Annotated in this window: 14 protein-coding genes and 1 pseudogene; 7 read left to right on the forward strand and 8 right to left on the reverse strand. The window is 71.2% G+C overall.

Translation table 11 applies throughout. The annotated features are described in order from the left end of the window. The first annotated feature begins 107 nt into the window (after positions 1–107). On the forward strand, positions 108–440 hold the full coding sequence (locus ACZ68L_RS25565) for a DUF2516 family protein (RefSeq protein ID WP_469580664.1): 333 nt from the start codon (positions 108–110) through the stop codon (positions 438–440). Here ACZ68L_RS25565 and ACZ68L_RS25570 read toward each other — a convergent pair. The 3 genes from ACZ68L_RS25570 to ACZ68L_RS25580 form a co-directional block, all read right to left on the reverse strand. Further along, a complete protein-coding gene (locus ACZ68L_RS25570; RefSeq protein WP_469580666.1) occupies positions 422–1,819 on the reverse strand; it encodes a PP2C family protein-serine/threonine phosphatase in 1,398 nt (465 codons plus the stop codon). The two genes, ACZ68L_RS25565 and ACZ68L_RS25570, sit on opposite strands and share 19 nt — an antisense overlap. A gap of 518 nt (positions 1,820–2,337) precedes the next feature. Then, the gene (locus ACZ68L_RS25575) at positions 2,338–3,414 is read right to left on the reverse strand and encodes a C40 family peptidase (RefSeq protein WP_469580668.1); all 1,077 of its coding nucleotides are present in this window, start codon (positions 3,412–3,414) and stop codon (positions 2,338–2,340) included. A 247-nt stretch (positions 3,415–3,661) separates the two neighbouring features. Further along, the gene (locus tag ACZ68L_RS25580) at positions 3,662–4,453 is read right to left on the reverse strand and encodes a class I SAM-dependent methyltransferase (RefSeq protein ID WP_469580671.1); all 792 of its coding nucleotides are present in this window, start codon (positions 4,451–4,453) and stop codon (positions 3,662–3,664) included. 194 nt (positions 4,454–4,647) lie between these two features. Between ACZ68L_RS25580 and mshA the strand changes: the two genes are divergently transcribed. From mshA to ACZ68L_RS25595, 3 genes are all read left to right on the forward strand, one after another. Next, positions 4,648–6,000 carry a D-inositol-3-phosphate glycosyltransferase gene (gene mshA, locus ACZ68L_RS25585; protein WP_469580674.1) on the forward strand — a complete coding sequence of 451 codons (1,353 nt, stop codon included), beginning with the start codon at positions 4,648–4,650 and terminating at the stop codon, positions 5,998–6,000. Next, complete coding sequence (locus ACZ68L_RS25590) at positions 5,993–6,520, forward strand: type III secretion system chaperone family protein (protein WP_469580676.1); 528 nt, start codon at positions 5,993–5,995, stop codon at positions 6,518–6,520. Before mshA ends, ACZ68L_RS25590 begins: the two co-directional genes overlap by 8 nt. Positions 6,521–6,876: 356 nt before the next feature. Further along, the gene (locus ACZ68L_RS25595) at positions 6,877–8,616 is read left to right on the forward strand and encodes a glycosyl hydrolase family 28-related protein (protein ID WP_469580680.1); all 1,740 of its coding nucleotides are present in this window, start codon (positions 6,877–6,879) and stop codon (positions 8,614–8,616) included. Positions 8,617–8,644: 28 nt separating this feature from the next. On the opposite strand, the gene ACZ68L_RS25600 is transcribed toward ACZ68L_RS25595, so the two are convergent. Beyond that, the gene (locus tag ACZ68L_RS25600; protein WP_469580683.1) at positions 8,645–9,655 is read right to left on the reverse strand and encodes a phosphotransferase family protein; all 1,011 of its coding nucleotides are present in this window, start codon (positions 9,653–9,655) and stop codon (positions 8,645–8,647) included. A gap of 186 nt (positions 9,656–9,841) precedes the next feature. Here ACZ68L_RS25600 and ACZ68L_RS25605 point away from each other — a divergent pair, with 186 nt between their 5' ends. Together ACZ68L_RS25605 and ACZ68L_RS25610 are read left to right on the forward strand one after the other, a co-directional pair. After that, positions 9,842–10,630, forward strand: coding sequence for a hypothetical protein (locus tag ACZ68L_RS25605; protein WP_469580686.1), 789 nt, complete (start codon positions 9,842–9,844; stop codon positions 10,628–10,630). 130 nt (positions 10,631–10,760) lie between these two features. Continuing rightward, positions 10,761–11,108: an SCO0607 family lipoprotein gene (locus tag ACZ68L_RS25610; protein ID WP_469580690.1), complete on the forward strand. Its 348-nt coding sequence runs from the start codon at positions 10,761–10,763 to the stop codon at positions 11,106–11,108. A gap of 229 nt (positions 11,109–11,337) precedes the next feature. On the opposite strand, the gene ACZ68L_RS25615 is transcribed toward ACZ68L_RS25610, so the two are convergent. Together ACZ68L_RS25615 and ACZ68L_RS25620 are read right to left on the reverse strand one after the other, a co-directional pair. Further along, the gene (locus ACZ68L_RS25615) at positions 11,338–11,580 is read right to left on the reverse strand and encodes a hypothetical protein (protein ID WP_469580692.1); all 243 of its coding nucleotides are present in this window, start codon (positions 11,578–11,580) and stop codon (positions 11,338–11,340) included. Next, positions 11,577–11,825: a hypothetical protein gene (locus ACZ68L_RS25620; RefSeq protein ID WP_361446475.1), complete on the reverse strand. Its 249-nt coding sequence runs from the start codon at positions 11,823–11,825 to the stop codon at positions 11,577–11,579. Before ACZ68L_RS25620 ends, ACZ68L_RS25615 begins: the two co-directional genes overlap by 4 nt. A 133-nt stretch (positions 11,826–11,958) precedes the next feature. Here ACZ68L_RS25620 and ACZ68L_RS25625 point away from each other — a divergent pair, with 133 nt between their 5' ends. Then, on the forward strand, positions 11,959–12,417 hold the full coding sequence (locus ACZ68L_RS25625; protein WP_469580695.1) for a hypothetical protein: 459 nt from the start codon (positions 11,959–11,961) through the stop codon (positions 12,415–12,417). A gap of 306 nt (positions 12,418–12,723) precedes the next feature. Here the strand turns inward: ACZ68L_RS25625 and ACZ68L_RS25630 are convergent, their stop codons facing one another. Together ACZ68L_RS25630 and ACZ68L_RS25635 are read right to left on the reverse strand one after the other, a co-directional pair. Beyond that, positions 12,724–13,071: a DUF1330 domain-containing protein gene (locus ACZ68L_RS25630; RefSeq protein ID WP_469580867.1), complete on the reverse strand. Its 348-nt coding sequence runs from the start codon at positions 13,069–13,071 to the stop codon at positions 12,724–12,726. Positions 13,072–13,350: 279 nt separating this feature from the next. Then, positions 13,351–13,749 (reverse strand): annotated as a pseudogene (locus ACZ68L_RS25635) (hypothetical protein); the annotation flags it as partial. Positions 13,750–13,822: the final 73 nt, after the last annotated feature.

A 13,822-nucleotide genomic window follows, 5' to 3' on the forward strand; every position in this document is an offset into this window, starting at 1 on the left:
CCGGGGTGTGTACGGGACAACGAGCCGGGCACCTTTCGGGGTACCCGGCTCGTTGTCCCGGTACCTTGGCCGCGAGGCGCTCATCCATTTATTAGGCGGTGCACACCATGTTGCTCACAGGATTCAGCACACTCGTCTGGCTGCTTTACATGGTCATGCTCGTCCTGGCCGTGGTCGCACTGTTCCTGGCCGCGACGGCCCGTGAGGACGCCTACCGGGCCGCGGACAAGCAGAAGAAGTCCTTCTGGCTGATCATCCTCGGCATCACCGTTGCCGTGAATCTCTTCGTGCCGATGCTGTTCCTGCAGCTCGCGGGCGCGGTCGCGTCCATCGTCTTCCTGGTGGACGTACGGCCCGCGCTGAAGGCGGTCTCGGGCGGCGGCCGGCGCGGTGGCTCCAGCAGTGACGGGCCGTACGGGCCCTACAACGGCGGGCGTTGAGCGTTCGCGGCATACGCGGGAGCCGTGGGTGGGGCCGATTCGGGGCGCGGGCGCGGGATGCTCGCGCCCCGGTCGCCGTCCGCGCCCCCGCGCCGGATGAGTTCCTGGTCGCGGTCGAGCAGCAGGACCGCGACGTCATCGGTCAGCTCGCCGCCGTTCAGCTCCCGGACCCGGGCGACCGCGGCCTCCAGGAGATCCTCGCCGGCGAGGCCCTCCGCCAGCTGTTGGTTGATCATCGTGACCATTCCGTCCTGACCGAGCCGCTGGGTGCTGTCCGGCCCCACACGCCCCTCGATCAGCCCGTCCGTGTACATCATCAGGCTCCAGGAACCGCCGAGCTCCACCTGTCGGCGCGGCCATGCGGTGTCCCCTGTCCGAAGCGCCCGGGGAAGGGCGTCGCGGGGCAGCAGACCCAGGGCAGGGCCGCCGTCCTCGTACGGAAGAAGGCGCGCGGTCCGGCCGTGCCGGGCGAGCAGCGGGGCCGGATGGCCCGCCAGGCAGAGGCCGGCGTGCCTGCCGTCGGGCGCGATGTCGACGGTGCACAGCGTCGCGAAGATCTCCTCGCTCTCCCGCTCGTGCTCCAGGACCTGCTGGAGCGTGGAGAGCAGTTCGTCGCCGCAGAGCCCGGCCAGGGTCAACGCCCGCCACGCTATGCGCAGTTCCACGCCGAGCGCCGCCTCGTCCGGGCCGTGCCCGCAGACGTCGCCGATCATCGCGTGGACGGTGCCGTCGGGTGTGCGGACCGTGTCGTAGAAGTCTCCGCCGAGCAGCGCACGGCTGCGGCCGGGGCGGTATCGGGCCGCGAAGCGCAGATCGGAGCCTTCGAGCAGCGGGGTGGGCAGCAGGCCGCGTTCGAGGCGGGCGTTCTCCTGGGCGCGCAGCCGGGACTCGGTGAGCTGGTGCTGTGCCACGTCGGCGCGCTTGCGTTCGACGGCGTAGCGGATGGCGCGGCTGAGGAGGCGCCCGTCGAGTTCGCCGCGGAAGAGGTAGTCCTGCGCCCCGACCCGTACCGCCTCGGCGGCCAGCTCGACGTCGTCCTCCGCCGTGAGGGCGAGAACGGCATGGCACGGGGCGATCCGCAGGACGTGCTTGAGGGCGGCCAGCCGGTCGGCCTCCTCGGCCGCGGTGGAACGCGTCTCGCCGCCGGTCGACAGGGCCAGGTCCAGCAGGACGCAGTCCACGCCGTCCGTGAGGAGCCGGCCCGCCTCGGTCAGGTTGCGGGCGGTGCGGAGACGGACCCGGGCACCGGCCGCGGCCGGAAGCTCGGGGACGGTGAAGGCGCCCGCCGGGTCGTCCCCGATCACCAGAAGGGTGAGGTCGGCGCCATGGGGGGTCTCTGTAGTGGGAACGGCGCGCTGCTGCGGTACGGGTACGGGCATCGGTTCGAGTTTCCTTCCCTCCCCCCGAGGGCGCGGCGGAGCGACGATCGACGACCCGCCAGACGGGGACCATAGCGGTCCGCGGCCGGGGAACGGAATGGCGTACGGCACGCGACCGCTGGCATATGCACCGGCATAAGCCGCGTCAGGTCACGGATCCGGCGAGATGAGCGGGCGCGGGCGCGGATGCCGGGGCATGACAAAGGTCACGCGGGGCGGTGGAGGGTGCGTGGCGCGGGTCACTGCCGTGAGGGCCGGCTCAGCCGTCCGGAGGGTTTCTCCGCCGTCCGGAGGGTTCCTCCGCCGGGCCGGGCGGCGTTCCCCTGTCCGTCCCGGCGTTGTTCTCCGCCCGTCCGGCCGGCTGTCCCCTGTTCGTACGGGCGGCTGTCCGCTGTTCGTACGGGCGGCTGTCCCTTCTTCGTACGGGCCGCGTTCCCCTGTTCGTCCGGGCGGTGGCCGCGTGTGTGGCGGCTGTCCGCTGCCCGTCCCGGCGGTGGCGGCGGGCCCGGCGGTGTCCGCTACTTGTCCGGGCGGACCACTCCGAGGATCTGCATCGAACCCGCGCCCGCCAGCGTGACGTTTCGGCCGGGGCGGGGGGCGTGGACGATGGCGCCGTCGCCGATGTACATGCCCACGTGGCTGGCGTCGCTGAAGTAAATGATCAGATCGCCGGGGCGCATGTCCTTGATGGCGATGTGCCGGAGCAGCCGCCACTGCTCCTGCGAGGTGCGCGGGATGGGACGGCCCGCCGACGCCCAGGCCTGTGACGTCAGCCCCGAGCAGTCGTACGACTTGGGGCCCACGGCCCCCCAGACGTACGGCTTGCCGATCTGGGCCGTCGCGAAGGCCACCGCTTCTTTTCCGCTCGCGCTCGCCTCGCGGTTGATGTCCTTCAGTGCGCCGGAGCTGAGCCAGGCCGTCTGGAGCTTGTACTCGGCCTCCTGCTCCAGCTTCAGCAGACGGGCCCGCTCCTCCTTCTTCAGCCGGGATTCCAGCTTCTTCGCCGCGGCGATCTGCGCGTTGATCTTCTTCTTGGCCTCGGCCTGTTTGAGGCGGCCGGCTTCGAGTTTCTCCCAGTTGGTGCTCGCGTCCTGGGTGTACGTCTCCAAGTCCTGCTGGGTCCTGGTCAGTTCGCCGAGGACGCCCTGGACGGCCTGCTGGCCCTCCCTGACGCGGTTCACCCCGTCGAGGAACAGCTGCGGGTCGTCGCTGAGCATGAACTGTGCGCCGGGCGGGAGCCCGCCGGTGCGGTACTGCTCGCGGGCCTGGGCGCCCGCCTGGTCCTTGAGCTCGGCGATCTTCGCCTGCCCCTGGACGATGGCGCGGGCCAGTCTGACGATCTCGCCGGACTGCTTCTTGGCCTTCTCCTCGGCGAGGTTGTACGCATCGGTGGCCGCCCCGGCCTTGCGGTAGAGGGCGTCGATCTCCTCGCGCACCTCTTCGAGGCTCTTCTTCGGCGCCTTCGGCCCGGACTGGTGCTGTGTCACGGGCGGGGAGGGGGGTGCGGGCGCGGCGAACGCCTGGACCGGTGCGGTGAGTGCGGTCAGCGCGCAGACCAGAGTGATCGCGGCTGCGGCACAGTGACGTCGGTTCACGAGATCCCCCTCCGAATGAATCCAATGAATCTGATTTACCGTCAGTAACTTTTCGTTGTCGACGAGATCGTGCCATGCCGTACCGAAAAGCAACAGAGGCGCACAGTCGCTGTCCTGACGGTCACAGGGGTCGGCCCATGCCCCGGAGCGCTCCCCATGTCCCGGGGACCGCTCCCCACCCTCAGGACGAACAATGCCCCGCCCGCGTTCCCGACCACCTCCCCGTTCGCGGGCCCGCCGGGTCTGTTCAGCGCGTGTTGGGCTGCGGGTCGGGCCGGAGGGCGGCCCACTTCACCGTGACTTCGCCCTGGCGCCACCGACGTACCCCGTCGGTCAGCGGCCAGTCGCCCGACAGCGCCCGCACCGCCGTGATCCAGCGCTGCCGGGCGCCCAGCGAGGCGTACGGGGCAGCCGCGGCCCAGGCCCGGTCGAAATCCCGGAGGAACGCGTGGACCGGTTCGCCCGGCACATTGCGGTGGATCAGCGCCTTGGGCAGGCGTTCCGCGAGGTCGGAGGGGCGGTCCAGGGAGCCGAGCCGGGTCGCGAAGGTCACCGTGCGCGGGCCCTCCGGACCGAGCGCCACCCATACGTGCCGTCGCCCGATCTCGTCGCAGGTGCCCTCCACCAGCAGCCCGCCCGGCGCGAGGCGTGCGCACAGCCGCTCCCAGACCGCGGCGACCTCGCCCTCGTCGTACTGGCGCAGCACATTCGCCGCCCTGATGAGGTCGGGGCGCTCGGGGAGCGGGATCTCGAAGCCGCCGTGCAGGAAGGTGAGGCCCTCGCGTTCGTACGGTTTCGCCGCCGCGACCCGCTCCGGGTCGATCTCGATGCCGACCACGGCCGTGCGCGGCTCGGCGGTGCGCAGGCGCTGCAGCAGCTCGACGGCGGTCCAGGGGGCGGCGCCGTACCCGAGGTCGACGGCCACGGGGGCGGCGGCGCGGCGCAGGGCCGGGCCGTGGGTGGCGGCGATCCAGCGGTCCATGCGGCGGAGCCGGTTCGGGTTGGTGGTCCCGCGGGTCGGGGTGCCGATGGGGCGCATGCAAGCGAGCGTAACGATCTCGCGGGGTGCCGGGACGGCGCGGGTGCCCGGCCGGGGCCCCGGCCCGGCGTGCGGCCCGTTTCCTGTAATGATTTGGTAAAGCGGAAATGAAAGGAGAGGTTCCGCTGTTGCAGCCCCCGAAAGGGGCTCAAGTCCCTTCGCTGTCATGCCCTGAGTGAGGAGGACCGGACGACGTGAGTCAGTACGTCTCCCGGCTCGGCAGCAGCCGTGTAGCGCCGCGCCTCAGGTTCCCCGCCGCCTTTCCCGGCGGCCACCGCAGACCCCGTCGCATCGCGATGCTCTCCGTGCACACCTCTCCGTTGCACCAGCCGGGCACGGGTGACGCGGGCGGCATGAACGTCTACATCGTGGAGCTGGCCAAGCGCCTCGCCGCGATCAACATCGAGGTCGAGATCTTCACCCGGTCCACCACCGGCGGGCTGCCCCCGGCGGTCGACCTGGCGCCCGGCGTCCTGGTCCGGCACGTCGACGCGGGGCCGTACGAAGGCCTGGCCAAGGAGGAGCTGCCCGCCCAGCTCTGCGCCTTCACGCACGGCGTCATGCAGGCGTGGGCCGGCCAGCGCCCCGGCTACTACGACCTGGTCCACTCCCACTACTGGCTCTCCGGCCACGTCGGCTGGCTCGCCGCCCAGCGCTGGGGCGTCCCGCTCGTCCACGCCATGCACACCATGGCGAAGGTGAAGAACGCGGCGCTCGCGGAGGGCGACACCCCCGAGCCCGCCGCCCGCGTCATCGGCGAGACCCAGATCGTCAGCGCGGCGGACCGGCTGATCGCGAACACCGCCGAGGAGGCGGACGAGCTCGTCCGCTTCTACGACGCCGACCCCGGGTCCGTCGCCGTCGTCCACCCCGGGGTCAACCTCGATCGCTTCCGCCCCGCCGACGGGCGCGCCGCGGCCCGAGCGCGTCTCGGGCTGCCGCAGGACGCCCTGATTCCGCTCTTCGCGGGCCGCATCCAGCCGCTGAAGGCCCCGGACGTGCTGCTGCGCGCGGTCGCCGCCCTGCTGGACCGTGATCCCTCGCTGCGCACCCGGATGGTCGTACCGGTCGTCGGCGGGCCGAGCGGCAGCGGGCTCGCCAAGCCGGAGGGGCTGCAGAAGCTGGCGGCACGGCTGGGCATCGCCGATGTCGTACGGTTCCACCCGCCGGTCGGGCAGGACCGGCTCGCGGACTGGTTCCGGGCCGCGTCCGTGCTGGTCATGCCCTCGTACAGCGAGTCCTTCGGCCTGGTCGCCATCGAGGCCCAGGCGGCGGGCACCCCCGTCGTCGCGGCGGCCGTGGGCGGCCTTCCGGTGGCGGTGCGGGACGAGGTCAGCGGCTTTCTGATACCCGGGCACGACCCACAGGCGTACGCGCGGGCGCTGGCCCGGTTCGCCGAAGCGCCGGAACTGGTCGCCCGGATGGGGGCCGCCGCCGCCGCGCACGCCCAGGGCTTCGGCTGGGACACCGCCGCGGCCGCGACCGCCGACGTGTACACGGCAGCGATGCAGGAACATCGCCGTCGCGTACGCTCGCACCATGGCTGACGTACCCGATCGAGCGGTGACGACGCAGGTCGCGCAGGTCGCGCAGATCATCGAGGCGACCCTGGAGGACGCCGGGCTCGAATGGGAGAGCCCCGAGTCCGGCGGCTACGTCGTCAAGCTGCCCGGCACGCGGAAGCTGTCCACCACCTGCTCGCTGCGGGTCGGCAAGCACTCGCTCTCCCTCAACGCCTTCGTCGTCCGCCATCCGGACGAGAACGACGCGGCGGTCCATCGCTGGCTTCTGGAGCGCAACCTCCGCCTCTTCGGTGTGAGTTACGCGATCGACCAGCTGGGAGACATCTATCTGGTCGGCAAGCTGCCGCTCTCCGTGGTCACCCCGCAGGAGCTGGACCGGCTGCTCGGTACGGTCCTGGAGGCGGCCGACGGCTCGTTCAACACCCTGCTGGAGCTGGGCTTCGCGAGCGCGATCCGCAAGGAGTACGCGTGGCGGGTGTCGCGCGGCGAGTCCACTCGGAACCTGGACGCGTTCACACATCTGACCCAGCGCTCAGATCGCTGACCTTCGGGTGCGGCTCGGCCGACTCGGCCGGACGGCTGGACCGACGGCCTGATCGACCCGGCTGGACGGCTCGACCGACGGCCCGATCGGCCGGCTGAGCCGACGGGCTGGGCTGACCGACCGGTTGGACCGACCGGCTCGGCTGACATCCTCGGCCACCGCCCTCTGTCGACATCCTGCGCCTGCGTCGCCTGCGTCGTCCGCCGACCCTCCTCCGGGCGTCCTCGGTTCGGCTCCCCTGCTGAAGATTTCCCCGGCGCACGACCCTTTCGCCGCGCCGGAGCGCCGTGGCATGCTCACCGCCGACGCAGATATGAACGTCGTTCACATGTATGCATGAAAGGCGGCCCGGATTCATGGCGACCACGGGGAACATCAGCAGACGTGGACTGCTCGGCAGCGCTGTGGCCGTCGCGGCGGCGGTCACCGGCGTCATCGGCGGCGGCACGGCGTCCGCCGCGACGCGCGGCACCGCGTCCGGTACGGGGCGGGCGACCGCCGTGAGCCGGGGGACCACCGCGGCCGGCCAGCGCGCCACCCCGCTCTGGCGGGAGTTCGCCGCCGCCCCCTTCACCCATCCCCAGGTCCCGTTCATCGGCCGGGCCGGCTACCGCGGCGGCTCCGACCTGCCCCGCCGCAAGGGCCGCGGCTTCGTCGCCGATGTCCTGGACTACGGTGCGAAGCCGGACAACTCCGCCGACGCCGCCCCCGCGATCAACCGTGCCATCGCCGCTGCCGGAGAGCGCGGCGGTGGCACGGTGCTCATCCCCGCGGGCACGTACCGCATCGACGACATCATCCGGATCGGCCACAGCGATGTGGTGGTGCGCGGTGCGGGAAGCGGACGTACCACGCTGTACGCGACCAAGAACCTCACCGAACTGGTCGGTGTGTACGGCAGCCGCTACGGCGGCGACAAGTCCAGCTGGTCCTGGGCGGGCGGCCTCATCTGGCTCTGCCCGAAGGGCCGTTGGGCCTCCCTCACCGAAGCGATCAGGGCGAAGGCCTGGCCCTTCGAGGGCTGGACCGGCAACCGGCGCGACGAGTGGCGGACCCTGACCACCGTCGCCGCCGCCCGCCGGGGCGACCGCTCGATCACCGTCCGGGACACGTCGAAGCTGAAGCGCGGCGGACTCGTCCTGCTCCGCCTCGCCGACGACGCCGGCCACACGCTCCTGGAGCACATGGCGGGCGACGGCCCCGGCCCCGCGGCGTACTACTGGGACGACAAGACCAAGCTGACGTCGTACGTCCCCTACGAGTGGCCGGTCCGCGTCACCTCCGTGCACGGACACCGGGTCACGCTGGAGCGCCCGCTTCCGCTCGACCTCCGCCCCGAGTGGGATCCGCGCCTGACCACGCTCGTCGCCCCGCTCACCGGCTCCGGCGTCGAGGGGCTCACGCTCGAAGCGGTCGAGACCCCGCAGTCGCAGCATCTGCTCGACAAGGGGTACAACGGGGTCGCGTTCCAGTGCGCGTACGACTGCTGGGCCGACGACGTCACCGTCCGCCATGTCGACAACGGCTTCGGGCTGATCGGCGCGTCCGCCTGCACCCTGCGCCGCACACGGGTCGCGGGGCGCGGCTCGCACCACCCGTACTACTGCCGCGAGGGCTCGCACGACAACCTCATCGAGGACTTCACGATCGAGCAGCGCACCGTACCGGCGCCCGCCGGAACCCAGCTGCACGGCATCAACGTCGAGGGCCTGTCCAGCTACAACGTCTGGTCGCGCGGGGTGATGGAGATGGGGACGTTCGACTCCCACCGGGGCATGCCGTTCGCCAACGTCCGTACCGACATCACCGTCGACAACAACGGACGCCACGGCGGCGACGCGAGTGCGGGACCGCTCTTCGGCGCCCGGTTCACGCACTGGAACATCCGGGTCACCAACGGCCGGGCCGGCCTGATGCGGATCGACGGGCTCGCCCCGTACAGCGCGACGGTCGGCGTCAGCGAGGTGACGGAGTTCGACCAGATCGACGTCCCGGACTTCACCGGAGACCTGCACACCCGGCTGGAGGCGTACGGCACACCGGAAGCGGTCTGGCCGCCGAATCTCCACGACGCCCAGCGCGCCGTCCGTCTCTGAGCCGGTGCGGGCGCTGCGGGCCGGTGGGTCAGTCCCCCGTCCGCAGCGCCGCCTCCACATCCTCCAGCGCCGAGACGAGCTGTGGACCGACGTCCGTCCACGTCCGGTCCAGCTGCTCCTGGGGAACGCGGCGCGGGACGGTCTCCACCAGCATGATCAGGTAGAGGTAGCAGCGGTAGAGCGCGAGCCGCAGCCGCACGGACGCGTCGAACGCGATTCCGCGCCCGTCGCCCGCCGCGTACCCGGCGAGGAAGTCCGCGTCCTGTGCCACGTTCCCGAACAGCGCGAGCGATACGAAGTCGGCGACCGGGTCGCCCCAGAACATCCGCTCCCCGTCGATGATCCCGCCGATGGTGCGCGCGCCGGGTTCCCCGTCGACGAGAAGGTTGCCCTGCCACAGGTCGAAGTGGACCAGGGCGGGCCGGGTGACGTCGTCGAGTACGGGCGACGCGGCGGCGAGCAGCGCGCGGATGCCGGCCGTGGGGCGCGGCAGCCGGGCGCGGTAGGTGTCCGCGTCGGCGAGGACGGCGTCGGTCATGGCGGTGAACGCCTGCCGCCAGGTCGGGGCGAGCGGGCCCACGGCCCCTCCCGGACAGCCGAAGCCGCCGGTCCCCGTGACGGAGTGCAGCCGGGCGACGATCCGTCCCAGGTCGTTGCGGAGCCTGCGCCCTTCCGCGGCGGGCAGGGAGGCGGGGGCGAACTCGTTCCAGGGCCGGCCCGGACAGGCCGACATGATCACGAACGGGCCGGTCGGCGCGTCCGGGGCGAGCTCGCTGTGCAGGATGCGGGGGACCGCCGCCGACCCGGCCGCCCGGGTGCAGAACTCGACCTCGTTGACCAGGAGATCGCGCTCGTAACTCATCAGAGTTCCGGCCGTCGCGGGCGGCGGTATCTTCACCACCCAGTCGTCGCCGTCGGTGAGGGTCACGCGAGTGACGGTGTTGAACGTGCCCCCGGTGAGGGGTGCCCAGGTGGCGATCCGGTCCGCGGTGAGGCCAACGGAGCGCAGGACGACCGAGGTTGTGTCATCTGTCAGCATGTGCGGGATTGCCCCTCTGCGTGGTGATCCGATAGAGGTCGCGGCGGCGCGGGGTGCCTTCACAGGATGATCACGGCGCCGTCACGATCGCATCCCGCGCCCTCTTTGATTGATCATCAAACCAACTCCCGCTCATAGAGTGAGCAAAACCCGAAGAATCAGCTCAGAGAGACGGATCCCCGGACCATGCGACCCACCGTCATACGCCGTACCGCCGTTGCCGCCAGCACGGTGTGCCTGGCTCTGCTCGCCACCGCCTGCGGCGGCTCGGACTCCGCTTCCGGGTCCGGCGACAAGGGGGCGGACGCCAAGGGCAAGGACTCCGCCGCGAAGCCGGCCGCCAAGGCGCTGACCGCCGCCGAGCTGGAGAAGGCCGCGCTGGCCCAGGGCGACGTCAAGGGCCACAAGATCTCCAAGGCCGCGGCCAAGGACGTGATCTCCGTCGACGACATCAAGGTCGAGAAGGAGGTCTGCGCTCCGCTCGCCGACGCGCTGATGGGCGCGCAGGTGGGTGAGCCCGGCGCGTTCACCAAGCGGACGGTGGTCAGCGAGCCCAAGAAGGGCAGCATGGACAAGCAGGGCGCGGACGCCGCGGGCGCGTTCAAGGCGGCGTTCGACATCACGACGACGCAGCTCGCCCTCGGTTCGTACGACGGCAAGGGCGCGGAGGAGTCGGTCGCCGCGCTGCGCACCGCCGCCACCGAGTGCGCGGGCGGGTTCGCCTTCACGGCGGCCGGCGAGAAGCAGAAGGTCAGCAAGATCACCGAGGAGAAGGTCAAGGGCGGCGAGGACGCGGCCGCCTGGACGGTCCAGCTGGAACAGGACGGGGAGAAGGTCCAGCTGAAGCTCGTGGCCCTGCGCCAGGGCCCGTCGTTCGCCTCGTTCTCCTCGATGAACCTGGCCGCGATGGGCGGTGGCGAGGACTTCGAGCTGCCGACCGCGGTGGTCGAGGCCCAGGCCGCGAAGCTGGCGTAAGGGCGCGGACGGGGGTGCCGCGCACGCGGGACGGGTACGGCACCCCGGCCACGGTGAGTACTCGTACTCATGAGCGATGCCTCGGCCTCCGGGCAGGCTGGTCGTACCAGTCGTTCCGAGGGAGTCGAACATGCGCAGGACCAGTCGACGTGACCACGCCGCGCGTGCGAGCCGCGGACGCCGAACGGGCCGGATCGCGGTGGGCCTGGCGCTGGTCCCCGTGACCCTGGCCGTGCTGACCACGGGCTGCTCGCTCCAGGACGCCATCTGCGGCGGCGGTGAGTACCCGGTCCTGGCGGTCGGGAGCGCCGGGAGCGCGTGCGTGCCCAAGGGCGAGGCGCCGCCGAAGGGATACGCCCGCTATCCGAAGGGCAAGGTTCCCGAGCACGTGGACGACAAGTGGGACAAGTACTGGGAAACCCACAGCGTGGACGAGAACGGCAGGATCATCGACCTCCCCGCCGACCCCGGAGAGTGAGAACGGGCGAGCACGCACCCCGGGCCCCGAGGGGCGGGCGGAGGCCCGTTGACGGGCGAGTGCCGTGCCCGTCCCCTGGTGAGTGCCGTGCGGGTCCGCCGGAGGTCCGTTCATGGGTGAGTGCTGTGCCCGTCCCCCCCCCGGCGGTCCGTTCGTGGGCGAGAATCGCGCGGGTCCGCCCGGCGAGAGCCGTTCGTCGGGTCCTCGGTCCTTGTCCTTCCCGTGCTCGTCAGGGCAGCGGGACGAGCCGGACCACGGTGACGATCAGGACGGACCCGGAGACGTAATAGAGCACGATGGCCCCGGCGACCGTCGCTTCGCGGCGGTCGCGCTCGCTCTTGACGGCCGACGACCCGTGCCCGTACGGGGCCAGGCCCAGGGTGCGTGCCATCTCGTTCCGGAAGACCTCGCCGTCACGCATCTTGGCCAGGGTGTCGTCGGCGGGCGGGGCGTAGGAGATACGGAAGCTCAAGCGACCGTCCGCCTCTCGGCCTCGTCCTGCGCCAGCCGGTCCAGGATCTTCTCGGCCTCCGGATCGGGCACGGCCTCCAGCATCCAGTGCCGCATGACGGCCTGGATCTCCCCCACCCCGGCGTCGTTGATGGCGCGGTCGAACTCCTCGCGTCTCTCTTCGGGCAGAGTGGCCCGGATGTCCGGAATGCTGTTGGGCACGTCGACTTCGGCGCCGCCGACGTAGGTCTTCAGGGGCTCGCCCATGGTTGCTCTCCCCGCTCTCCTTGCTCTCCGCACGGCCCGTCAGATCGGCTCCGTCCGGGTACGGGCCGGTACTTGGGTCACGTTAGCGCCAGGGCCCGCGGCGGACGCGGAACCTGCGCGATACGTTCGCCCCGTGACAGGTACATCGTGGGACATATTGCTGATCGGTGGGGCATCCGGCGTCGGCAAGAGCCGGCTCGCTGCTCAACTAGCGGCTGAGGTGACAGGGGTCGTGGTCGAGTTCGACGACGTGGTAGGCGCCGTCGAAGCCATGACGACGGCCGAACACCACCCCGCCGTCCACCACTTCGACGACATCCCCGACACCGAGCGGCTCACCGTGGAGCAGGTGTTGAACCTTCAGATCGCCACTGCTCGCGCCCTGGAGCCCGCGGTGCTCGGCGTCGTACGCAACCGCCTGACCGTCGACGTGCCCGCCCTGGTCGAGGGCGACTACCTCACCCCGGCGGCGGCCGTGGAAGCGATCCGTGAGGGGAGGACGGCCGGTCGCCGCGTGCGCGCGGTGTTCCTGCACGAGGAGGACCCGGACCGGATCACCGCCAACTACGCCTCCCGGATGCCGGGGGCGTGAGGGCGAGCGGGGGCGCTGTCGTCGTGGTCCTGGTCCTGGTCCGTGGGACGAACCGGGGCGGGGGACCTTCAAGGGACGGTGCCGGACCGTCAGGCTCCTTGTCCCGCAAGGTCGGTCACAGCTTGAACGGCACGCCGCGCCACGTCCATCCCGCGCCGAGGACCGCGTCCCGCAGGGGAATCTTCATCTCTGGCCCCAAACTTGAAACTGTGACCCTCGAAGTCTGAGCCGAGCACGCCACCAGACCACAGCACCGCCTTCGACCTGTCCGGGCCCGGCGCAGCTGCGCCGGGCCCGGACCTGGGGCTACTCGGTAGGCAGGGTCTCCCGCATCGCCTTGGCGGTGGCAGTTGGGTCGTAGCTCTCGGGGACGCCCTCGACCAGGATGATGTCGCCCTCAATGTGCCGCGAGCGCAGTGGTGCGATCTCCTGGTATGCGGGTGAGTCCCACCAGGCCCGTGCCTCGGCGATCCCGGGGAAGCCGATCACCACGACGTGCCCGGGCCAGCTGCCCTCTTTCACCTCATGCTGTGCGGCGTGCACGAGGAATCGGCCGCCGTGCGGCTCAAAGGTGGCGGTGATGCACTCGATGTACTCAACGATCTCAGGCGCCGGGGCGGCCTCTTGCAGGTGCGCTATGGCATAGGCGGGCATGGTGTCCTTCCAGTCGGTCGGGCTCCGTACGCCGCCGATCATGGCATGCGAAAGCACCCGGGGTGATGACCCGCCGGGCAGGGTTCCTGCCCTCATGACGACCTCCATCGCCGAGCAACTCAGTCTTGAGCCTCGTGCGTTCACTGGTACGGCACCAGTGAGACCCGCTGGAACCACTAGGAGCAGATCCGAATCAACGACCCGCGAAGTCCGGGGCTAGCGGTCGATCGGGATCTCGTAGACGATCTCGCAGTGCGCGGCGGGCACCACGAACTCGTGCTCGCGGCGTAGGGCGTCCGCGATGAGGAGTTCGGCAAGGGCGGCCTCGCCGAGTCGGCCGTGTGCGATGCCGGTGTCCACGATCAGCTTCGGCTCGTCGAAGTACGCCACCCACGCCGGGTCCGGATCGCCGGGACTGATCCGGCCGAAGTAGGTGTGGGCTTCCGAGATCGCGCCGTGGGTCGCACTGTGGTTCCCGAGGGTGGCGTGGGCGAAGGCTTCTCGCATGGCGAGCATGGCCAGTACGCGAGGAGTTGTCCCCACAGTGGCTCGGGTCTGGTCCTGGGCTGCTGTGACGAGTGCGAGGGCGTCCCCGGGCTTGTCCTGGCAGGTGGCCTGGAGGCTCATGCGGGCGAGGACGTTGGCCATGAACTGGCGGTCGTCGATGGCTTGGGCGAGGACCCGGTGCTCTCGGACAACCCTGGCGGCTGACCGCCGTGCATGTGTCGCCGGTGCGTGGAGCGGAACTCCG

The organism is Streptomyces sp. NPDC104309 (assembly GCF_055584025.1).

Coding starts and splice junctions, on each gene's coding strand:
- ACZ68L_RS25565 (WP_469580664.1), top strand. CDS start 108: ATGTTGCTCACAGGATTCAGCACACTCGTCTGGCTGCTTTACATGGTC.
- ACZ68L_RS25570 (WP_469580666.1), bottom strand. CDS start 1,819: ATGCCCGTACCCGTACCGCAGCAGCGCGCCGTTCCCACTACAGAGACC.
- ACZ68L_RS25580 (WP_469580671.1), bottom strand. CDS start 4,453: ATGCGCCCCATCGGCACCCCGACCCGCGGGACCACCAACCCGAACCGG.
- ACZ68L_RS25590 (WP_469580676.1), top strand. CDS start 5,993: ATGGCTGACGTACCCGATCGAGCGGTGACGACGCAGGTCGCGCAGGTC.
- ACZ68L_RS25595 (WP_469580680.1), top strand. CDS start 6,877: ATGGCGACCACGGGGAACATCAGCAGACGTGGACTGCTCGGCAGCGCT.
- ACZ68L_RS25600 (WP_469580683.1), bottom strand. CDS start 9,655: ATGCTGACAGATGACACAACCTCGGTCGTCCTGCGCTCCGTTGGCCTC.
- ACZ68L_RS25605 (WP_469580686.1), top strand. CDS start 9,842: ATGCGACCCACCGTCATACGCCGTACCGCCGTTGCCGCCAGCACGGTG.
- ACZ68L_RS25610 (WP_469580690.1), top strand. CDS start 10,761: ATGCGCAGGACCAGTCGACGTGACCACGCCGCGCGTGCGAGCCGCGGA.
- ACZ68L_RS25620 (WP_361446475.1), bottom strand. CDS start 11,825: ATGGGCGAGCCCCTGAAGACCTACGTCGGCGGCGCCGAAGTCGACGTG.
- ACZ68L_RS25630 (WP_469580867.1), bottom strand. CDS start 13,071: ATGCCCGCCTATGCCATAGCGCACCTGCAAGAGGCCGCCCCGGCGCCT.